The sequence below is a fragment of the Stenotrophomonas sp. LM091 genome, assembly GCF_001806305.1.
In the GTDB taxonomy this organism is placed as follows: domain Bacteria; phylum Pseudomonadota; class Gammaproteobacteria; order Xanthomonadales; family Xanthomonadaceae; genus Stenotrophomonas; species Stenotrophomonas bentonitica_A.
Genome location: NZ_CP017483.1, coordinates 3,036,969 through 3,057,413, shown reverse-complemented (window position 1 = coordinate 3,057,413; position 20,445 = coordinate 3,036,969). Strand labels below are relative to the sequence as shown.

General features: G+C 67.7%; 16 protein-coding genes. 10 read left to right on the top strand and 6 right to left on the bottom strand.

The window, feature by feature from the left end:
- Nucleotides 1–107: 107 nt before the first annotated feature.
- The 3 genes from BIZ42_RS13380 to grxC all read right to left on the bottom strand — a co-directional run bounded on the left by BIZ42_RS13380 (nt 108) and on the right by grxC (nt 2,207).
- Nucleotides 108–1,115 carry an isocitrate dehydrogenase gene (locus BIZ42_RS13380; protein ID WP_019185811.1) on the bottom strand — a complete coding sequence of 336 codons (1,008 nt, stop codon included), beginning with the start codon at nt 1,113–1,115 and terminating at the stop codon, nt 108–110.
- Between the two features lie 403 nt (nt 1,116–1,518).
- On the bottom strand, nt 1,519–1,911 hold the full coding sequence (locus tag BIZ42_RS13375; protein WP_019185812.1) for a carboxymuconolactone decarboxylase family protein: 393 nt from the start codon (nt 1,909–1,911) through the stop codon (nt 1,519–1,521).
- Complete coding sequence (grxC, locus tag BIZ42_RS13370; protein ID WP_019185813.1) at nt 1,908–2,207, bottom strand: glutaredoxin 3; 300 nt, start codon at nt 2,205–2,207, stop codon at nt 1,908–1,910. The genes BIZ42_RS13375 and grxC overlap by 4 nt, the downstream gene beginning before the upstream one ends.
- A gap of 141 nt (nt 2,208–2,348) precedes the next feature.
- Here grxC and BIZ42_RS13365 point away from each other — a divergent pair, with 141 nt between their 5' ends.
- The 10 genes from BIZ42_RS13365 (at nt 2,349) to BIZ42_RS13320 (ending at nt 17,322) form a co-directional block, all read left to right on the top strand.
- The gene (locus BIZ42_RS13365) at nt 2,349–3,989 is read left to right on the top strand and encodes a M48 family metalloprotease (protein WP_070426710.1); all 1,641 of its coding nucleotides are present in this window, start codon (nt 2,349–2,351) and stop codon (nt 3,987–3,989) included.
- Between the two features lie 132 nt (nt 3,990–4,121).
- Nucleotides 4,122–4,811 (top strand): phosphate regulon transcriptional regulator PhoB, encoded by a 690-nt coding sequence (gene phoB / locus BIZ42_RS13360; RefSeq protein ID WP_019185815.1) that lies wholly within the window; start codon nt 4,122–4,124, stop codon nt 4,809–4,811.
- A 98-nt stretch (nt 4,812–4,909) separates the two neighbouring features.
- On the top strand, nt 4,910–6,250 hold the full coding sequence (phoR, locus tag BIZ42_RS13355) for a phosphate regulon sensor histidine kinase PhoR (protein ID WP_019185816.1): 1,341 nt from the start codon (nt 4,910–4,912) through the stop codon (nt 6,248–6,250).
- A complete protein-coding gene (gene ppk1, locus BIZ42_RS13350; protein ID WP_046272386.1) occupies nt 6,247–8,328 on the top strand; it encodes a polyphosphate kinase 1 in 2,082 nt (693 codons plus the stop codon). The genes phoR and ppk1 overlap by 4 nt, the downstream gene beginning before the upstream one ends.
- Nucleotides 8,329–8,450: 122 nt before the next feature.
- Nucleotides 8,451–9,977: an exopolyphosphatase gene (gene ppx, locus BIZ42_RS13345; protein WP_019185818.1), complete on the top strand. Its 1,527-nt coding sequence runs from the start codon at nt 8,451–8,453 to the stop codon at nt 9,975–9,977.
- Nucleotides 9,978–10,207: 230 nt separating this feature from the next.
- Nucleotides 10,208–13,117, top strand: a complete 2,910-nt coding sequence (locus tag BIZ42_RS13340; protein WP_070426709.1) for a TonB-dependent receptor — start codon at nt 10,208–10,210, stop codon at nt 13,115–13,117.
- A gap of 147 nt (nt 13,118–13,264) precedes the next feature.
- Nucleotides 13,265–14,404: a glycosyltransferase family 1 protein gene (locus BIZ42_RS13335; protein WP_070426708.1), complete on the top strand. Its 1,140-nt coding sequence runs from the start codon at nt 13,265–13,267 to the stop codon at nt 14,402–14,404.
- Nucleotides 14,385–14,918, top strand: coding sequence for a phosphatase PAP2 family protein (locus BIZ42_RS13330; protein WP_019185821.1), 534 nt, complete (start codon nt 14,385–14,387; stop codon nt 14,916–14,918). The genes BIZ42_RS13335 and BIZ42_RS13330 overlap by 20 nt, the downstream gene beginning before the upstream one ends.
- A gap of 85 nt (nt 14,919–15,003) precedes the next feature.
- Nucleotides 15,004–15,747, top strand: coding sequence for a UDP-2,3-diacylglucosamine diphosphatase (gene lpxH / locus BIZ42_RS13325; RefSeq protein WP_019185822.1), 744 nt, complete (start codon nt 15,004–15,006; stop codon nt 15,745–15,747).
- A 126-nt stretch (nt 15,748–15,873) separates the two neighbouring features.
- A complete protein-coding gene (locus BIZ42_RS13320) occupies nt 15,874–17,322 on the top strand; it encodes a DUF2235 domain-containing protein (protein WP_237393508.1) in 1,449 nt (482 codons plus the stop codon).
- Here BIZ42_RS13320 and BIZ42_RS13315 read toward each other — a convergent pair.
- From BIZ42_RS13315 to BIZ42_RS13305, 3 genes are read right to left on the bottom strand one after another with little or no spacing between them, the layout of a single operon-like run.
- Nucleotides 17,295–18,155, bottom strand: a complete 861-nt coding sequence (locus BIZ42_RS13315; RefSeq protein WP_070426706.1) for a ferritin-like domain-containing protein — start codon at nt 18,153–18,155, stop codon at nt 17,295–17,297. The genes BIZ42_RS13320 and BIZ42_RS13315 overlap by 28 nt on opposite strands.
- Nucleotides 18,156–18,164: 9 nt before the next feature.
- Nucleotides 18,165–19,631, bottom strand: coding sequence for an amidophosphoribosyltransferase (gene purF, locus BIZ42_RS13310; protein WP_019185825.1), 1,467 nt, complete (start codon nt 19,629–19,631; stop codon nt 18,165–18,167).
- Between the two features lie 30 nt (nt 19,632–19,661).
- On the bottom strand, nt 19,662–20,393 hold the full coding sequence (locus BIZ42_RS13305; protein ID WP_070426705.1) for a CvpA family protein: 732 nt from the start codon (nt 20,391–20,393) through the stop codon (nt 19,662–19,664).
- Nucleotides 20,394–20,445 lie beyond the last annotated feature (52 nt).

Here is a 20,445-nt window from a genome sequence, read left to right as displayed (position 1 = left end):
CCACACGTGAAAACGCAGACGGGCCGTACAAGGACGGCCCGTCTTCAACAATGCGCAGCGTTGCCTGGATACCGCCTGGGACAGCATCCAGCAAGAGCGCCGGCCGCTTACAGGCGGCTGGCGATGGCCTGGGCGAAGCCCATGGTGTTGCCGGTGCCACCCAGGTCGCCGGTCAGCGAATCCTTGGCTTCCAGCGTGGCCACGATGGCCTTGCGCAGGCGCTCGGCGTTTTCGACCTGGCCGACATGGTCCAGCATCTGTGCCGCGGCCAGCAGCAGCGCGCACGGATTGGCCTTGCCCTGGCCGGCGATGTCCGGCGCGGTGCCGTGCACGGCTTCGAAGATCGCCGCGTTCTCACCGATGTTGGCGCCCGGGGCCAGGCCCAGGCCGCCGACCAGACCGGCACACAGGTCGGAGATGATGTCGCCGAACAGGTTGGTGGTCACGATCACATCGAACTGTTCCGGACGCATCACCAGCTGCATGCAGCAGTTGTCGACGATCATTTCCTGGAACTCGATGTCCGGGTACTTGGCGGCCACTTCACGCGCCACGGCCAGGAACAGGCCCGAGGTCGACTTGATGATGTTGGCCTTGTGCACGGCGGTGACCTTCTTGCGGCCGGTGCTGCGGGCCAGCTCGAAGGCGTAGCGCACGATGCGCTCGGAGCCCTTGCGGGTGATGCGGGTGCCGGAGAAGGCGGTCTCGCCATCGGCCGACACTTCCTGGCCTTCGGCCAGGTACGCGCCTTCGGTGTTCTCACGGACGGTGATCAGGTCCACGCCGTCGCCGAAACGCGACTTGGTGTTCGGGAAGGACACCGCCGGACGCACGTTGGCGTACAGGTCGAAGTGGCGGCGCAGGCTGACGTTGATCGAGGTGAAGCCACCACCGACCGGCGTGGTCAGCGGGCTCTTCAGCGCGATCTTGTTGCGTGCGATCGACTCCAGCGTGGCCGCCGGCATCAGATCGCCGTGCTTCTCCAGCGCGACCAGGCCCGCGTCGGCGTCTTCATATTCAAAGCCGGTGTCCAGCTTGCCGAGCACGAACAGGGTAGCGTCCATGATCTCCGGGCCGATGCCGTCACCGCGGATGACCGTGATTTTCTGCGTCATTGATGTGTATTCCGAACCGAGGGGGAGCGCCATCCGTGAGGTGCGCGAAGCGCGGGCGCAAGGGAAGTTTCATCGGCAATTATGCCTTACCCGCCCGATGGACCCCAAATGGGCCATTGGTCTTAGGCGGGCAAGGCAGCATTGCCCGCGCATTCCCCCTCTCCCCGCGCCGTTGGCGCGCCGCCTTCAACAGAAGGGGCCGTGCTCCAGACACGCGATCGGTAGTGCCGGCCGCTGGCCGGCAACCAGGGTGGGCTGAACGATGGGTAGCCACCGACCGTTGGTCGGTGGAAACGTAGTCCAGAACATGAACGGGAGACCGTTGCAGCACCGAGAGCGCTGGGGACCAACGAAGCCGACCAACGGTCGGCTCTACCTCGGTGGGGCCGGGTCGGCCCCGACCTCAATGCTCGTGAACGGCCGGCGCTTCGGCGCCGCCTTCGAGCTGGTCCAGGAAATCGACCGCGCGGCGCAGGTGCGGGATCACGATCGAGCCGCCGACCACCAGGCCGACCGAGAAGGTCTCGAAGAACTCCTCACGGGTCACGCCGGCGTCCTTGCACTGGGCCACGTGGTAGCTGATGCAGTCATCGCAGCGCAGCACCATCGAGGCGACCAGGCCCAGCAGCTCCTTGGTCTTCACGTCCAGCGCGCCGGCCTGGTAGGTCTGGGTGTCCAGCGCGAAGAAGCGGCGCACGACCTGGTTGGGTTCGCCCAGGATGCGCTGGTTCATGCGCTGGCGGAACTCGGTGAATTCGGCGATGCGGTCCTTGCTGCCGTCGTCGGCCGCGCTCATGCCGGGTCCTGCCCGGCCAGCAACGGCTCCAGCTTGCCAGCACGGTGCAGCGCCATCATGTCGTCGTAGCCGCCCACATGGACCTCGCCGACGAAGATCTGCGGCACGCTGGTGCGGCGGGTCTTGGCCATCATCTTCTCGCGCTCGACCGGGTCCAGGTCGATCCGGACCTCGGTCCAGTCGCGGCCCTTGCTCTTCAGGAAGTTCTTGGCGGCCACGCAGTACGGGCACACCGCGGTCGAGTAGATGGTGATGGCGGGAGCGCCACCGGGGGTGGAAACAGCATCTTGGCTCACGGGAAACTCCACAGCGGAACGTTGGTCTGTATATGGTAGCGGTCCGCTGGATTTTCCACGTCACCGTCGCAACACTGTGGTTTAACTGCAGGTTGCACTGGCCCTGTCACGCTGTCGTCCGCCTTCCCCCAGGAGCTCCGTTTGCGCCCTCTGCTGCTCTCTGCCGCCTTGACCCTGGCCCTGGCCGTACCGCTGGCCGGGGCCCAGGAAAGCAAGCTGCCGGACATCGGTTCTTCGGCCGGCGAGCTGCTGACCCCGGCACGGCAGGCCGAGTACGGCGGGATGATGCTGCGCGAACTGCGCAACTACGGGTACCTGCTCGATGACCCGCTGGTCGATGACTGGCTGCAGACCATGGGTGCCCGGCTGGGCTCCAACAGCGCCCAGCCACGCCAGTCCTACACCTTCTTCATGCTCAAGGACCGGCAGATCAATGCCTTCGCGACTCTGGGCGGCTACATCGGGGTCAATGCGGGCCTGGTACTGACCGCCGAGCGCGAAGACGAGGTCGCCGCGGTGCTGTCCCACGAAATCGCCCACGTCACCCAGCAGCACGTGCTGCGCGGCGTCGAGCGCGCACAGCGCGACCAGATCCCGATCCTGCTCGGCATGCTTGCCGCGATCGTGGCCGCGCAGCAGGCCGGCGGCAACTCCTCCGGTGACGCCACCATGGCCGCGATCACCTCGGGCATGGGGCTGATGCAGCAGCGCCAGATCAATTACACCCGCTCCAACGAATCCGAGGCCGACCGCCTGGGCATCCGCACCCTGGCCCGCAGCGGCTATGACGTGGATGCCATGGCCGGCTTCTTCGAGCGCATGTCCGCCTCGATGCGTGGCAACCAGGGGGGCTACAGCGTCCCGGACTTCCTGCAGACCCACCCGGTCACCACCACCCGCATCAGCGAGGCCAAGGCCCGCGCCGAACAGATGAAGAAAGACACGGTGCTGCTGACCACCGAGGTGCCCGGCGGCGTCCGCCAGGAACGGGTGAACCCGTCCGACCCGGCGTTGTCCGATCCGCTGGTGCGGCGGAGCAACCCGTTGCTGCCGGCCTCGATGCAGATTTCGGTCAACTCGCTCAGCCGCGGCAGCACCGGTCAGTTCGAATGGGCGCGCGAGCGGCTGCGGGTGCTCAGCGCCGACACCCCGGGCGATGTCATCCGCGAATACGAGAGCCTGCAGCGCGCGCAGAAGAACGGGCTGACCGAACCACAGCGCTACGGGCTGGCCCTGGGCCGGCTGCGCAACAGTGCCGCCGCGCAGGCCAGCCGCGACCTGGCCGAGCTGCTGCGCGACCACCCGGACAACGTCTGGGTGGCACTGGCGCTGGGCGAGGCGGAGTCGCGCAGCGGCCAGCAGGCCCAGGCCAACGCCCGTTTCGAGACCCTGATGCGCCAGCACCCCGGCAGCCGCCCGGTCGCGTTGACCTACGCCACCATCCTCAATGAACAGGGCGGGCGCGAGGCCGGCCAGCGCGCGCAGGCGATGCTGCGCCCGATGCTGTCGCAAAGCGGCAATGATCCGGTCTTCCAGCAGCGCTTCGCCCGCGCCAGCGAATTGGCCGGGGATACCACCCGGGCCAGCGAGGCCTATGCCGAGGCGGCCTTCCTCAGCGGCCGGCCGGAGCAGGCCCTGATCCAGCTGCAGGCCCTGAAGCGGCAACCGGACCTGGACTACGTGGGCCGGGCCCGGGTCGATGCCCGGATCGAGAGCATCACCCCGACCGTGCTGGAAATGCGCCGCCAAGGCATCGACGACCCGGAACTGGACCGCCGCTGAGGCGCCGTTCAAGGGGTCGGGATGACGGCTGGATGGCGGTCAACGACGGGAACGGCCCCCTCGTCACAAACCTGTCATGAAACCGTAGTCTACTGGGCTCAATCCCGATCTGATGAGCAATACGGTGGGCACGTGCAGAAACGCATCCTGATCGTCGATGACGAACCCGCGATCCGCGAGATGGTCGCCTTTGCCCTGCGCAAGGGCGACTATGACCCGATCCATGCCGGCGACGCCCGCGAGGCGCAGACCGCCATCGCCGACCGCGTTCCGGACCTGATCCTGCTGGACTGGATGCTTCCGGGCACCAGCGGCCTGGACCTGGCCCGGCGCTGGCGCAAAGAAGCCCTTACCCGCGAGGTGCCGATCATCATGCTGACCGCGCGCGGGGAAGAGAACGACCGCGTCGGTGGCCTGGAGGCCGGTGTCGACGACTACGTGGTCAAGCCGTTCTCGGCGCGCGAACTGCTGGCCCGCATCCGTGCGGTCATGCGCCGTGCCCGCGACGATGACGAAGACGGCAGCGTGGCGGTCGGCACGATCCGCATCGACGGCGCCGCGCACCGCGTCTTCGCCGGCGACCAGCCGGTGCCGATCGGTCCGACCGAATACCGGCTGCTGCATTTCTTCATGACCCACCCTGAGCGCGTGTACACCCGTGCCCAGCTGCTGGATCACGTGTGGGGCGGCAGCGTGTACGTGGAGGAGCGCACCATCGATGTGCACATCCGCCGCCTGCGCAAGACGCTGGAGCCGTTCGGCGCGGAGAACATGGTGCAGACCGTGCGCGGCGCCGGCTACCGGTTCTCGACCTCGACCTGAGTCTCGTCGGGCCGGAACCTGGCGCGCATGCCTGGTTCCGGCCACTCCTGCTATAACCTTGGATCGAGTCCGAGGACCGCACCTTCTGCGAGACCGCAATGCCGCGCCACATCCGTTCTGCCTGGTTGAAAACGCTGGCCACCCTCGCCGCCCTGCTGCTCGCGGCCGGCTTGCTGGGCCTGGCAGTGGGACATGTGTGGATGTGCATCGCGCTGGCCTCCATCGGCGCGCTGGCCTGGCATTACTGGCGTCTGCGCCGGGTGCTGCGTGGGCTCACCGCGCGCCATCGCTGGGACATGGGCGACGGCACCGGCGTGTGGAACGAGCTGGACCGCCTGCTCTACCGCAATCAGTGGGAAATGCGCACACGCAAGCGCCGCCTGCTCGACATGCTGCGCAGTTATCGCGCCGCCGCCGCGGCACTGCCCGATGCCGTGGTGGTGGTGGACCGCAACAGCCAGCGCGTGCAGTGGTTCAACGAAGCGGCCACCTCGCTGCTCGGCCTGCATCATCCAGGCGATCTCGGCGAGGCGCTGGTCGAACGCCTGCAGCCGATGCCGCTGGCCCACTGGCTGGCCGGTGGCCGCAATGCCGAACCCATCCTGGACGTGCCCTCGCCGGTCGATCCGGCGATCCGCCTCAACCTGCGCCTGATTCCCTACTCGCCGGACTACTGGCTGCTGATCGCGCGAGACGTCAGCAAGCTGCTTCGGCTGGAACAGGTCCGCCGCGATTTTGTCGCCAACGTTTCGCATGAACTGCGCACGCCACTGACCGTGGTGCACGGCTATCTGGACATGATGGACCCGGAGGACTTCCCCGGCACCGGCCCGATGCTGGAGGAAATGCGCAAGCAGTCCCAGCGCATGGCGCAGCTGGTCGAAGACCTGCTCACCCTGTCGCGGCTGGAATCGCAGGAGCACACCGAAGCTGAGGCCGTGGCGATGACGCCGATGCTGGCCACGCTGCGCCGTGAAGCCGAAGCGCACAGCCAGGGCCGCCACCAGATCAGCATCATCGATACGGCTGGGGTGGACCTGCAGGGCTCCAACAAGGAACTGCACAGCGCGTTCTCCAACCTGGTCACCAATGCCGTGCGCTACACGCCGGCCGGTGGCCGCGTGGAAGTGGAATTCGCCCGCGAAGCAGATGGCGTAGTGCTGTCGGTGCGTGACACCGGCTACGGCATCCCGGCCAACCATCTGCCGCGCCTGACCGAACGCTTCTACCGGGTGTCCAGCAGCCGCTCGCGCGAGAGCGGCGGCACCGGCCTGGGGCTGTCGATCGTCAAACACATCCTGGGGCTGCACCATGCCCGCCTGGACATCCAGAGCGAAGTCGGCAAGGGCAGCACGTTCTCCTGCCATTTCGATGCCGACCAGGTGCGTGCGCGCACCGAGGTCGCCTCCCTTCCTTCCGCCGAAGACTTTTCCGCATGAGTACTCCTGTTCCCGTCGCCGTACCCGTGGACGGCGATCCGCTGCGCGACCCGGCGCTGTACATCAACCGTGAACTGTCGCAGCTGGATTTCAATTTCCGCGTGCTGGCCCAGGCCATGGACCCGCAGGTGCCGCTGCTGGAGCGCCTGCGCTTCATGTGCATCTCCTGCACCAACCTGGACGAATTCTTCGAGATCCGCGCCGCCGCCGTGCGCCATGCGCAGGAGTTCGGCCTGCCGCCGGCGCCGGACGGCATGACGCCGCAGGCGATCCTCAATGCGATCCACGACCGCGCCGCACAGCTGGTGGACCAGCAGTACCGCTGCTGGAACGAAACGCTGCGCCCGGCGCTGCACGAGGCGGGCATCGACGTGCTCGGCCGGCACTCCTGGAACCACCGCCAGAAGCGCTGGCTGCGCGCGTATTTCCGCAACGAGATCATGCCGGTGCTGTCTCCGCTCGGCCTGGATCCCTCGCACCCGTTCCCGAAGATCCTCAACAAATCGCTGAACATCGTGGTGGTGCTCAAGGGCACCGACGCGTTTGGCCGCGCCGGGCACCTGGCGATCGTGCGTGCACCGCGCTCGCTGCCGCGCATCATCCAGCTGCCGGAGCAACTCGGCGGCCCGCAGACCTTCGTGTTCCTGTCCTCGGTGCTGTCGACCTTCGTCGATGAGATGTTCCCGGGCATGGAAGTCCAGGGGGCCTACCAGTTCCGCGTGACCCGTAATTCCGAGCTGGTGGTGGACGAGGAAGAGGTCGAGAACCTCGCCCTGGCGTTGCGCGATGAACTGGTCGACCGTGGCTACCGCCCGGCGGTCCGGCTGGAGATCGCGCAGGACTGCCCGCGCGACATCGTGCGCACCCTGCTGCAGAACTTCGGGCTGACCGAAAACGCGGTCTACCGTATCGACGGCCCGGTCAACCTCAACCGCGTGATCCAGCTGTACGACGTGATCCAGCGGCCGGAACTGAAGTACCCCGCCCTGAGCCCGCGCACGCTGCGCGACAGCGACGGGATCTTCGAGATCGTCGCGCGCCGGGACGTGCTGCTGCACCATCCCTTCGATGCGTTCACCGCGGTGCTGGATGTGATCAAGCAGGCCGCCGTCGACCCCAACGTGCTGGCGATCAAGCAGACCCTGTACCGCACCGGCAAGGACTCGCTGATCGTGGACGCGCTGATCCAGGCCGCCCGCAACGGCAAGGACGTCACCGTGGTGGTCGAGCTGCGCGCGCGCTTCGATGAGGAGGCCAACCTCGGCCTCGCCGACCGTCTGCAGGAAGCCGGCGTGCAGGTCGTCTACGGCGTGGTCGGGTTCAAGACCCACGCCAAGATGCTGCTGATCGTGCGCCGCGAAGGCCGCAAGCTGCGCCGCTATGTCCACCTGGGCACCGGCAACTACCACAGCGGCACCGCACGCGCGTATACCGACCTGAGCCTGATCACCGCCGATGCGGATATCGGCAACGATGTGCACCTGCTGTTCCAGCAGCTGTCCGGGCTGGCCCCGCGGATGAAGCTCAAGCGCCTGCTGCAGTCGCCCTTCACCCTGCACCCGGGCCTGCTGCAGCGGATCGAGCGCGAAACGCGCCTGGCGGCCAGCGGGCGCCCCGGGCGGATCATCGCCAAGATGAACGCCCTCAACGAACCGCAGATGATCCGCGCGCTGTATGCCGCTTCGCAGGCCGGCGTGCAGATCGACCTGATCGTGCGCGGCGCCTGCACCCTGCGCCCCGGGGTGCCGGGCGTCTCGGACAACATCCGGGTGCGCTCGATCGTCGGCCGTTTCCTGGAGCACAGCCGGGTCTACTGGTTTGGCAATGACGGCGCCTCGGAGCTGTTCTGCGCCAGCGCGGACTGGCTGGAACGCAACCTGCTGCGCCGGGTCGAGACCTGTTTCCCGATCCTGGACCCGGAGCTGGCGCGCAAGGTCTACCGCGATGTGCTGCAGAACTACCTCGACGACAACCTCAACGCCTGGGAGCTGCAGGCCGACGGCAGCTACATCAAGTGCACACCGGGCCATGACGAGCCGCCGCATGCGGCGCAGATGGCCCTGCTGCAGGGTCTGTAGGTACCGACCGCTGGTCGGTACGCGGTCATTGCCTGCCCCTTCGATGCGACCGGTCGTCGCAGCCTGCCCATGTGAAGGGCGCGCGGTGACTTCGCGACCCACCGTTCGGCTAACATTCGCAAATGCCGCATACCTCCACGACACCGCCCGCTCTGCAGGATGGCGACCTGCTCGCCGCCATCGACCTGGGATCCAACAGCTTCCACATGGTCATCGCGCGATACACCCTCGGGCAGTTGCGGGTGGTCGACCGCCTGCGCGAGACCGTGCGGATGGCCGACGGCCTGGATGGCAAGGGCGGCCTGTCCGCCGAAGCCCGCCAGCGCGCGCTGGAATGCCTGGCCCGGTTCGGCCAGCGCATCCGCGCGATCCCCTCGGTGCGGGTCCGCGCCCTGGCCACCAATACGGTCCGCCAGCTGCGCTCGCCGCAGGCCTTCCTGATGCCGGCCGAAACCGCGCTCGGGCATGCCATCGAAGTGGTCAGCGGCCGCGAGGAGGCGCGCCTGATCTACCTGGGCGTGGCCCATGCGCAGCCGCCCAAGCCGGACCAGCGCCGGCTGGTGATCGACATCGGTGGCGGCTCCACGGAGTTCATCATCGGCCAGGGCATGCAGACCCTGGAGCGCGAAAGTCTGCAGGCCGGCTGCATCGCCAGCACGCGGCGCTTCTTCCCCGGCGGCAAGCTGAGCAAGAAGCGCTGGAAGGACGCACTGACCGAGATCGGCGCGGAGTTCCAGCAGTTCGCCAACAAGTACCGCGCGCTCGGCTGGCACGAAGCGCTGGGCTCGTCGGGCACGCACAAGGCGATCAGCGAAATCTGCGCCACCATGAAGCTCAGCAAGGGCGCGATCACCGCCGAGGCCTTGCCGCAGCTGCGCGATGAGCTGCTCAAGGCCAAACGCATCGAAGACATCAATCTGCCGGGGCTGTCCGCCGATCGCCGCCCGATCATCGCCGGCGGCATCCTGGTGCTCGAGGCGGCCTTCCAGGCGCTGGGGCTGCAGAAGCTGCTGGTGAGCAAGGCGGCGATGCGCGAAGGCATCCTGTACGACATCCTCGGCCGCGCCAGCGAGAACGACCTGCGCGACGAGTCGGTCGCAGCCCTGACCCAGCGCTACGGCATCGATACCGTCCAGGCCGATCGCGTGGAGAACACCGCGATGAACCTGCTGGCCCAGGTCGAGGAAAGCTGGCAGCTGGACCCGGACGATGCGCGCATGCTCGGCTGGTCCGCGCGCCTGCACGAGCTTGGCCTGATGATCGCGCACAGCGGTTACCACGTGCATGGAAGCTACGTGCTGGAGAACTCGGACATCGCCGGCTTCTCGCGGCAGGAACAGCAGCTGCTCGCCGCGCTCGTGCGCAGCCATCGCCGCAATATTTCCAAGTCCGCCTTCGATGCGCTGCCCGAGCGTCTGCTGCAACCGGCACGGCGCATGACCGCCCTGCTGCGCCTGGCGGTGCTGCTCAACCGCGCGCACGAAGACACGCCGATGCCGAAGCTGGAACTGACCGCCGAGGACGCGCGCCTGTCGTTGATCCTGCCGCAGGCGTACATCGATGCGCGTCCGCTGCTGCGCGCGGACCTGATCGGGGAAACCGAAGGCATGGCCGGGCTCGGTGTGCAGTTCCGCCCCTTTGTCGCCTGACGCTTTCCACCCGCTTCCAAACGTGCGTCTGCAGCAATTCGTGGACCGAATTCGCAGAACGCACGGCCCATGACGTATTTGTGAGAACGACCTCACATGTCCTTCATGAACGCTTAACGAATCGATCTACTCTCGGAACACCGGCCTTCATTGGGCTGGATTTTTGAAGAAGGCGGTACTTGGGTCCGCCGACTTCTTGGACGTCGTTCCGATTAGAGAGAGAGTCGATCATGTCTTCATCCACTACCCCGCTGGGGCAGGCGATCCGCCTGGCCCTGGTCGCCGGCACTGCTGGCCTGGCATCCACCGCCGTCCTCGCCCAGGACGCTACCCCGACCACCCTGGACCGCATCGAGATCACCGGCTCGCGCATCCGCCAGGTCGATGTCGAGTCCGCCCAGCCGGTGCTCGCGATCAGCCGCGCCGACATCGAGCGGCAGGGCTTCAGTTCAGTTGCCGACATCCTGCAGAACCTGACCGCGGTCGGCAGCCCGGCGCTGAGCCGCTCCAACGTGCTCGCTGCCGGCGAAAACGCCGGCGGCACCTACATCGACATGCGCAACCTGGGCGCACAACGCACTCTGGTGCTGATCAACGGCAAGCGTCTGGGCATCAATACCGGCGGCTACCAGGACATCTCCAGCGTGCCGGTCTCGGCGATCGAACGCATGGAGGTGCTGAAGGATGGCGCCTCGGCGATCTATGGCTCGGACGCGATGGCCGGCGTGATCAACATCATCACCCGCAGCAACGTCAGCGGCGTGACCGCCAACGTCTACCAGGGCCAGTACAGCCAAGGTGATGGCGCGCGCACCAGTGTCGATGTGGTGGCCGGCTGGTCCAACGACCGTGCCTCGCTGACCTTCTCGGCCGAGCACACCGAAGAGAAGGGCGTCTGGGCACGCAACCGCTGGTTCAGCGAATTCCCGAACACCACCCGCCACCCCGGCGACAACTGGACCCACCTCAGCCAGTGGGGCCAGATCACTGGCCTGAGGGGCCCGGGCTGCACCGCCGCGGCGGGCTGCAATTATTCGCTGGATCGCGGCGCCGACCCGACCAACCCGGCCAACTACCATCTCAGCGATCTGACCCCGTTCACCGGTGATGTCAGCAACGCACAGGAGCAGATGCACCTGATCTCGCCGCTCAAGCGCGATTCGCTGTTCCTCGATGGCCGCCTGGACCTGACCGATGACATTCGCCTGACCACCCAGCTGGGCTACAACGAGCGCACCTCCACGCGCCAGGTGGCCGGCTATCCGCTGCAGTCCGCCACCGCCGGTATCGGGCGGATGTCGGCCGACAGCTGGTTCAATCCGTTCGGCAACCACCACGGCTATGACACCCCCACCGACATCGCCTGGAACCGCCGCGCCTGGGAGGTTCCGCGGGTCAGCACCAGCGAGCTGACCACCTGGCGCGCCGTGGCCGCGCTGGAAGGCAGCTTCGAGGTGGGCGAGCGCTACTTCGATTGGGAAGTGGGCTACCAGTACAACCGCAGCGAACTGCTGCAGCGGTCGACCGGCAATCTGCACAAGGAACGGGTCAAGAACGCGGTCGGCCCGTCGTATTACAACGAGGCCACCGGCAAGGTGGAATGTGGCGTCCCGGGCGCACCGATCGCGGGCTGCATGCCGTGGAACCCGCTGGCGCCGTATGGCAGCAACGACCCCAATGGGCTGAGCGGCAACCAGGCCCTGATCGACCATCTGTTCCCGCCGGAAATCACGCGCGGCAAGACCACCACCCGCAATGCGTTCGCCAGCATCGCCGGTACGGTGATGACCCTGCCGGCCGGTGATCTGGGCTTCGCCTTCGGCGTGGAAACGCGCAAGGAGGCCGGTGAGTTCATCCCCGATGCGCTGGCCCAGAGCGGTGCCACCACCAACCTGGCCGCCGGCCCGACCGGGGGCGGCTACAAGGTCAATGAGGCCTACCTGGAGCTGAGCGTGCCGATCCTGGCCGACCTGCCGGGTGCGCGCGAGCTGAGCCTGAGCGCCGCCACCCGCCACTCGGACTACAGCACCTTCGGCACCACCCTCAACAGCAAGTTCGGCTTCAAGTGGAAGCCGATCGAGCAGTTGCTGGTGCGCGGCACATGGGCGCAGGGCTTCCGCGCGCCGACCATCTCCGATCTGTATGGCGGCGGTTCGGAAACCTTCACCACCGGCTACCGTGACCCCTGCGACACCGTCTACGGGGCCTCGGCCAGCAGTGCCGAGGTGCGTGCCCGGTGCGCCGCCGACATCGCCAATGCCGACGCCTACCGCCAGCTGCGCCAGGGCGGCGTGCCGATCACCAGCAGTAGCGACCAGACCCCGGTGCCGTTCACCAACGGCTCCAACCCCGACCTGCAGCCGGAAACCTCGACCAGCCGCACGCTGGGCCTGGTCTGGAGCCCGTCCTTCGTGCCCCACCTCAACGTGGCGCTGGACTGGTGGAAGGTCCGCATCGACAACACCATCGTCAACGATCACCCCAACGACATGCTGCGCGACTGCTATGAGCAGGGCATCACCTCGCGCTGCAGCGGCTTCACCCGCGATCCGGTCACCGGCATCGTGGACCAGTTGACGTACGGCAGGCGCAACTCCGGTTTCCTGGAAACCGAAGGTTACGACCTGGAGCTGAGCCACCACCTGGATACCCGCCATGGCAAGTTGAGCACCGGGTGGACGACGACCTATGTCAGTTCCTACCTCGAGCGCACCACCAACGACGCTGATGTGGTGCCCGAAACGAAAAACGGCATCGGCAGCGGCTTCCGCGTGCGCTCCAACCTGACCCTGGGCTGGGACGTGGGCAACTTCGGCGCCAGCTGGACCGCCCGCTACTACTCCGGCGTCAAGGAACGCTGCATCAACGCACGAGCCCGACCGGACGAGTGCTCCGACCCCGGCGTGCAGGCCCCGTGGTATGCCGGCTCGCGTGACTACAACGAGCGCGGCTCGGTCACCTTCCACGACGTGCAGTTCCGCTACTCCCTGCCGTGGGACGCCACCGTCTCGGTCGGTGCCAACAACGTGTTCGAGAAGTACGGCCCGATCATGTACACCCAGCCGAACTCGACGTTCTCGTACTACGGCGGTTACGACATCGGCCGCTTCCTGTACATGAAGTACCAGCAGCGTTTCTGATCGCCGCCCGGTAACCTCGCTCGATCACCACGGCCCTTCGGGGCCGTGGTGTTTTTCTGCCGGCGTGCGCGTCATGCCGGCGTCATACGGCGGTCATGTCGGCTACATCGCCCGGCCCCAGCATGCGTGGCATACCGGAGGCCCGCCATGCGCTATGCCATCGTCACCGAAACCTATCCCCCGGAAGTCAACGGCGTCGCCCTGACCGTGCAGGGCCTGGAACTGGGGCTGCGTGCCGCCGGCCACCAGGTGGATCTGGTCCGGCCCCGGCAACCGTCCGATGTGGACAACGCCGAAGGCACCGTCCTGGTCACCGGCGCCAACCTGCCCCGCTACCCCGGCCTGCGCTTCGGCCTGCCCGCGCCCGCCCGTTTGAGCCGCCAGTGGCAGCAGCAGCGGCCGGACGCGATCTACATCGCCACGGAAGGCCCACTGGGCTGGTCGGCACTGCGCACCGCGCGACGCCTCGGCATTCCGGTCGCGACCGGCTTCCATACCCGCTTTGACGAATACCTGCCCGACTACGGCGTGGCCTGGCTGCAGGCCGCCGCGCTGCGCTGGATGCGCCGCTTCCACAACCAGGCCGATGCGACGCTGGTGCCGACCCAGGAGCTGCAGCAGTTCCTCGGCGAGCAGGGCTTCGACCGCGTCCGTCTGCTGGCGCGCGCGGTGGACAGCAGCCAGTTCGAACCCGAGCGGCGCGACCCGGCGCTGCGCGAGGAATGGGGTATCGACGGCAACGGATTCGCGGCGATCCATGTCGGCCGCATCGCCCCGGAGAAGAATCTCGGGCTGGCGGTCAAAGCGTTCCGCCGCCTGCAGCAGGTACGCCCGAAGGCGCGCTTCATCTTCGTCGGCGATGGCCCAGCGCGCGCCAGGCTGGCCCACGACAACCCGGACTTCATCTTCTGCGGCGTGCAGCGCGGCGATGCGCTGGCGCGGCATTTCGCCAGCGGCGATCTGTTCCTGTTCCCCAGCCGCAGCGAGACCTTCGGCAACGTGACCCTTGAAGCCATGGCCAGCGGACTGGCCACGGTCGCCTTCGACTACGGCGCCGCCCGCGAATACCTGCGTACCGATGAGAACGGCATCGCCGTGAATGACGACAGCGAGTTTGTGACCGCCGCCGTGCAGCTGGCCGGCGACGATACGTTACGCCACCGGCTCGGCCGTAACGCCGCCACGGCGATGAAGCGCCTGCATCCGCAGCACGTGGTCGCCGAGTTCGATGCGCTGCTCGCTGAACTGGCCCACGCCCGGAGGGCACATGCCGACCACGCCGCTTGACGCCCTGCGTGGCCGCGAAACGCGCTGGTGCCGCCGCGCCAACCACTATTGCCGGCACCGCCGGATCCGCCATGCCTTCGCGGTGATCAGCCGCCTGGGCGATGGCGCCTTCTGGTACGCACTGATGGGGGCGCTGGTGCTGCTGGATGGCTTGGACGGCCTGCGTGCCTCGCTGCACATGGCCGCCACCGGCTTGATGGCCCTGCTGCTGTACAAAGGCCTCAAACGCTGGACGCGACGCCCGCGGCCCTACGCGGCCGACCTGCGCATCCGCGCCTGGGTGGCGCCGCTGGACGAGTTCAGTTTCCCGTCCGGGCACACCCTGCACGCGGTGTCCTTCACGATCGTGGCACTGGCCTATTACCCGTGGCTGGCCCCGGTGCTGGTGCCCTTTACGATGCTGATCGGGCTGTCGCGGGTCGTGCTGGGGCTGCATTACCCCAGCGATGTGCTGGCCGCGACCGGGATTGCCGCCCTGCTGGCGGCGGCCAGCCTGCAGTGGCTGCCGCTGTAGCGGCCATGGCCGTGCTGCGTTGACGCAGCCAGGCGCTTCACCCTGCAGCGATGCCTCGCCCGTGATCCCGTTTTACAATGCGGGCATGACCACGCTGTTCATCTCCGATCTGCACCTGGACCCGAGTCGTCCAGCCATCACCGACCTGTTCCTGGCGTTCCTGCGCGATGAAGCGATGCAGGCCGATGCCCTGTACATCCTGGGCGATCTGTTCGAAGCCTGGATCGGCGATGACACGCCCTCCCCGGCCGCCGATGCGGTCGCGGTCGCGCTGCATGCCGTGGCCGACGCCGGCGTGCCGGTGTACTTCATCCGTGGCAACCGCGATTTCCTGGTCGGCGAGGACTATGCGCGCCGCGCGGGATTCACGATCCTGCCCGACCCGAGTGTGATCGATCTGTACGGCCGCCCGGTGCTGCTGCAGCATGGCGACCTGCTGTGCACCGACGACACCGCTTACCAGCAGTTCCGCGCACAGACCCGCGACCCGGTGTTCCAGGCGCAGTTCCTGTCGCAGCCGCTGGCCGCGCGCATTGCCTTCGCGCAGAAGGCCCGCGATGCCAGCCAGGCGCGCCAGTCGGAAATGAAACAGGGTGACCGTGCCCAGTTCGAGACCGTCACCGATGTCGCGCCGGCGGAAGTGGACGCCACCTTCGGCCGCTACGGCGTGGACACCATGATCCACGGCCATACCCACCGCCCCGCCATCCATGCCCTGCAGGCCGGGGGCCGCGATTGCACGCGCATCGTGCTGGGCGACTGGTACGAACAGGGCTCGGTGCTGCGCGTCACCCCGGACGGCTGGACCCTGGATTCGCTGGCGAGCTGACGCCGGCAGCGGCCCTGCCTGCCGTGCTGTTCCGGCGCGGGGCTTCCGCGCTACCTTAGCCGGGCATCCTCGGGGAACAGGGACGATATGGCGGTGGCAGCTATCCAACCGACGACGGCGCCGACGGTGTCGCTGCACATCGGCCTGTTCTTCGACGGCACCCGCAACAACGCCGACAACCTGCAGCGCGCCTCGCGCCCGCCCGGTGCCACCACGCCTGCGCCGCGCCCACCTGCGGTGGTCGCCGATGATGCCTCGCCGTACCAGAGCCGCTTGACCAGCAGTTACAGCAACGGCCTGACCAACATCGCGCGGCTGCACGCCTTGTACCCGGACCATCGGCAGCTGCCGCCGGCCGGAAGCACCCTCGCGCTGTCGATCTACATCGAAGGCGTGGGCACGCGTACCGGCGAGGAAGACGACCTGATGGGGCTGGCGTTCGGCATCGGACGCACCGGCGTACGCGCCAAACGACGGCGCGCGCTGGAGCAGCTGCTGCCGGAGGCGCTGCGCCAGCTGGCCCGCGCGCAGCCCGGTCATACCCTGGGCAGCGTGCGGGTGGATCTGTTCGGTTATTCGCGTGGCGCGGCCAGTGCACGCGACGTGGTGAACGTGCTCAATGCGCCCGCCGGTGCCGCGTGGCTGCGCGAACAGCTGGTGCGCTCGGGCTGGGCGCTGGCGCCGGGATTCCCCGCCACCGCGCGGCCGGTACGCTTCGTGGGGCTGCTCGATACCGTGGTGGCGATCGGCCGCCAGCACCGCGATGAGATGCCGGCGCTCGCGCTGCGCCCCGGCTGTGCGGACAAGGTGGTGCAGCTGGTCGCCCGCGATGAACACCGCGAACATTTCGCGCTTACCAGCGTGGCACCCGAGCACGAAGAGATCGCCCTGCCGGGCGTGCACGCCAACATTGGCGGCGGCTACGACCAGCGTATCGAAGGGCCCAAACTGCTGAGCCGCCCGCAGGGGCAGCTGCTGCGGGGTACCGGGCTGGCGCCAGGCGCGGTGCCGCCGCTGGCACTGCTGCGCGCGAGCACGGTCTACCGCACCGCGCAGGCAACCTGCCGCCGCTGGCAGCGCACGCTCGGCCTGGGCGATGGCGCGATCTGGGTCGATGTCTGGCACCAGTGGCAGCAGCAGCGCATCGCCGGCAGCCGCAGCGTGCTGCCGCAACTCACCCTGCGTGGGTACGCGGCGGTCGTCCTGCGCCGCGAGATCGATGCGCGCTACCAGTTCATCGCGTTGCGGCTGCTGCACCAGCGCGCCGCTGCGGCGGGCGTGGCGTGGACGACCTCGCCCGACCAACTGCCTGCGCTGGCGTTGCCGATGGAGCTGCAACCGATCGCAGCGCGACTGCTGGCCGGCCAGCCGCTGGACGCCGCGCAGGAGCTGCTGCTGCGCAAGCGCTACCTGATGCAGTCAGCACATTGGAACTTCGATGCATTGGGCGATACCGCGCTGCTCTACGCCGCCGATGAAGGCACCCGGGAGTTGCCGTATCGACCCGGGCCGGGCCTGTTCTACGTCAACCGGCCGACCGCGAGCGGTCAGCGCGTGGTGCTGGCCAACACCTGACCGCGCAGCTCGGTCTGTTCGATCAGCTCGGCCAGTTCTTCCTCATCAAAGCCAGCCAGCAGGCGCGCTTCGAGATTGAACGGGCCATAGAGGAAGCCGCCGGCGTATTCCTTCAGCAGCGCCATGAAACGCGGGCGCGGCTCGACGTTCTCACGCGTGCAGTACCACCGATACCAACGCGAGCCGGCGGCCACGTGCGCCACTTCTTCGCGCAGGATGATCTCCAGCACATCGGCGGTGGCATGGTCGCCCCCGGCACGCAGTTTCACGATCATCCCCGGGGTGACATCCAGCCCGCGCGCTTCGAGCACGCGCGGCACCAGCGCCATGCGCGCCAGCCCGTCGTGCGCGGTCTTCTCGCACATTTCCCACAGGCCGTTGTGTGCGTCGAAATCGCCGTACGCATAGCCATTGGCCTGCAGCCGATCGTGCAGCAGCATGAAGTGGCGCGATTCGTCATCGGCCACACTGACCCAGTCGGCATGGAACGACGTCGGCAGGCCGCGGAATCGGTACACCGCATCCCAGGCCAGGTCGATCGCATTGAGTTCGATATGCGCGATGGCATGCACGAACGCGGCACGCCCCTCCACGCTGCCCAGGCCACGCCGCGGCAGATCGCGCGGGTGGACCAGGGTCGGCCTGGCCGGGCGCCCCGGCATCCGGATAGGCGCCGGTGGCGGCGCATCGGCCGGTGCCTTGAGGCGACCGGCCCGGAACTGCGCGGCGTAGTGCTGGGTCAATGCGACCTTGCGCAGCGGATCCGGCTCGGCCAGGCACTGCTGCGCGGCCTGCAGCAGATCGCCGGCCGCGCTGTCCAACACCTCATTCATGCCCTGCCCTCAGGCGCGACGCTTGTGCTTGGCATCGTCTGAACGCAGCTGCTGGATGCGCTCGAAGTAGCCCGGCTCGATCCCGGTCGGGTAGACGCCGTTGAAGCATGAGGAATCGAACGACTTCAACTCCGGATTGCCTTCGCTGACCGCCGCTTCCATGTCCTCGATGTCCTGGTAGATCAGCCAGTCGCAGCCCAGGTGCTTCTCGATTTCCTCGATGCTGCGATTGTGCGCGACCAGCTCTTCGGCCGCCGGCATGTCGATGCCGTAGATGTTGGGGTAGCGCACCGGCGGCGCGGCGCTGGCCAGGTAGACCTTGCGGGCACCGGCGTCGCGCGCCATCTGCACGATCTGCTGGCTGGTGGTGCCGCGCACGATCGAGTCATCCACCAGCAGCACCACGCGGTTGCGGAACTCCAGGTGGATCGGGTTGAGCTTGCGGCGCACCGACTTCACGCGCTCACCCTGGCCCGGCATGATGAAGGTGCGGCCGATGTAGCGGTTCTTGATGAAGCCTTCGCGGTACTTCACCCCGAGGGTGTTGGAGATCTCCAGCGCGGCATCGCGCGAGGTATCCGGGATCGGGATGATGGTGTCGATGTCGTGGTCCGGGCGCAGGCGCAGGATCTTCTCGCCCAGCTTGATGCCCATGCGCATGCGCGCCTTGTGCACCGACACGTTGTCGATCATCGAATCCGGGCGCGCGAAGTACACGTACTCGAAGATGCACGGGCTGTGCTCGACCGGCTCGGCGCAGACTTCGGAGAACAGCTCGCCGCGCGCGGTGATGACCAGCGCTTCACCCGGGCGCACGTCGCGCACGCGCTGGAAGCCGAGCACGTCCAGTGCGGCCGATTCGGAGGCCACGATGTATTCATCGCCTTCGGCGTGGGCGCGCTTGCCCAGTACCAGCGGGCGGATGCCATGCGGATCGCGGAAGGCGACCAGGCCCAGGCCCAGCACCACGCTGATTACTGCATAGCCACCCTTGACCCGGCGGTGCACGGCGGCCACGGCGCGGATCGCCGCTTCCGGGGTCAGCTGGCGCTGCGCGTCCAGTTCGAAGGCGAACACGTTCAGCAGCACTTCGCTGTCCGAATCGGTGTTGACGTTGCGGCGGTCCTGCTCGAACACCTGCTGGCGCAGGGCTTCGGTATTGATCAGGTTGCCGTTGTGGGCCAGTGCGATGCCGTACGGCGAGTTCACGTAGAACGGCTGCGCCTCGTCCATGCCTTCCGAACCGGCGGTGGGATAGCGCACGTGCGCGATGCCGACGCGGCCTTCCAGCGTGGACATCCGCTTGGCATCGAACACATCACGCACCAGGCCATTGGCCTTCTGCACGCGCAGGCGGGTGCCATCGGCGGTGGCGATGCCGGCCGCGTCCTGGCCACGATGCTGGAGGACGGTCAGGCCGTCATACAACTGCCCGGCGACGTTCTGGTTGCCGACGATTCCGACGATGCCACACATGGTGCGAGTTCTCCGCTGGGCTGCGCCCATCTACAGTGAAGGTGGCCGTGCCTGGCCGGGGGTACCGTTCCGTGCCGGAGCGGTGTCGTCCGGACGCGGGTGCGCCGGCTCGATATTGACTGGCAGTGTGGAAGCCGGCCCGCGCGCCGCAGCGTCGGCAGGTGCCGTCTCCCTCCCCTCGTCAACGGGACGCGGCCATCCGCGCCCTGCCACTACCTCGCCAAGGACGCCATTATCGCCTGTCGCGAGCGGCTTGCCCAAATCCATCGTCGGCAGTTGCGGCAGATTCACCTCCGGCAACGCCATCTCGGGCAGCTGCGCCTGCATCCAGCGCACGCCCGGCTGCAGCAGCGGACGCACCTGCGAGGTCTGCCAGGCCGGCTCCTGCGGCAACGGTGTGAAGGCGGCCAGCATCAGCAGCACGCAGCCCAGGAAGGCGCCCCGGACCAGGCCCAGCGCGCCGCCCAGCATGCGGTCGGCGCCCGTCAGGCAGGTGACCTTCACGGCGGCCTTGATCAGCATGCCGATCAGGCCCACCGCGATCATGACGATCAGGAAGACCCCCAGATAGCCGGCAACATAGTGGCCGGTGCCCGGTTCCAGGGGGGCGGCCCACCCGTGCGCCGCGTCGTTACCGAACAGGAATGCGGCCCAACCGGCCAGCAGCCAGGACAGCGTGCCAACCACGATCCCGACGAAGCCGCGCATCAGCCCCAGCAGGACCGAGGCGCCGATCAGGACCAGCAGGACGATGTCGATCATGCCGTCAGGCCGCGCGGCAGGCGCCGTCCAGCAGATGCGGGGCGGCGCAGGT

What these genes read in the sequence shown, in the direction of transcription:
- phoR (WP_019185816.1), top strand. Translation starts at nt 4,910, where the DNA reads ATGCCGCGCCACATCCGTTCTGCCTGGTTGAAAACGCTGGCCACCCTC.
- ppk1 (WP_046272386.1), top strand. Translation starts at nt 6,247, where the DNA reads ATGAGTACTCCTGTTCCCGTCGCCGTACCCGTGGACGGCGATCCGCTG.
- BIZ42_RS13315 (WP_070426706.1), bottom strand. Translation starts at nt 18,155, where the DNA reads ATGAATGAGGTGTTGGACAGCGCGGCCGGCGATCTGCTGCAGGCCGCG.
- BIZ42_RS13375 (WP_019185812.1), bottom strand. Translation starts at nt 1,911, where the DNA reads ATGAGCGCGGCCGACGACGGCAGCAAGGACCGCATCGCCGAATTCACC.
- BIZ42_RS13330 (WP_019185821.1), top strand. Translation starts at nt 14,385, where the DNA reads ATGCCGACCACGCCGCTTGACGCCCTGCGTGGCCGCGAAACGCGCTGG.
- BIZ42_RS13305 (WP_070426705.1), bottom strand. Translation starts at nt 20,393, where the DNA reads ATGATCGACATCGTCCTGCTGGTCCTGATCGGCGCCTCGGTCCTGCTG.
- purF (WP_019185825.1), bottom strand. Translation starts at nt 19,631, where the DNA reads ATGTGTGGCATCGTCGGAATCGTCGGCAACCAGAACGTCGCCGGGCAG.
- BIZ42_RS13380 (WP_019185811.1), bottom strand. Translation starts at nt 1,115, where the DNA reads ATGACGCAGAAAATCACGGTCATCCGCGGTGACGGCATCGGCCCGGAG.
- lpxH (WP_019185822.1), top strand. Translation starts at nt 15,004, where the DNA reads ATGACCACGCTGTTCATCTCCGATCTGCACCTGGACCCGAGTCGTCCA.
- BIZ42_RS13335 (WP_070426708.1), top strand. Translation starts at nt 13,265, where the DNA reads ATGCGCTATGCCATCGTCACCGAAACCTATCCCCCGGAAGTCAACGGC.
- ppx (WP_019185818.1), top strand. Translation starts at nt 8,451, where the DNA reads ATGCCGCATACCTCCACGACACCGCCCGCTCTGCAGGATGGCGACCTG.
- BIZ42_RS13340 (WP_070426709.1), top strand. Translation starts at nt 10,208, where the DNA reads ATGTCTTCATCCACTACCCCGCTGGGGCAGGCGATCCGCCTGGCCCTG.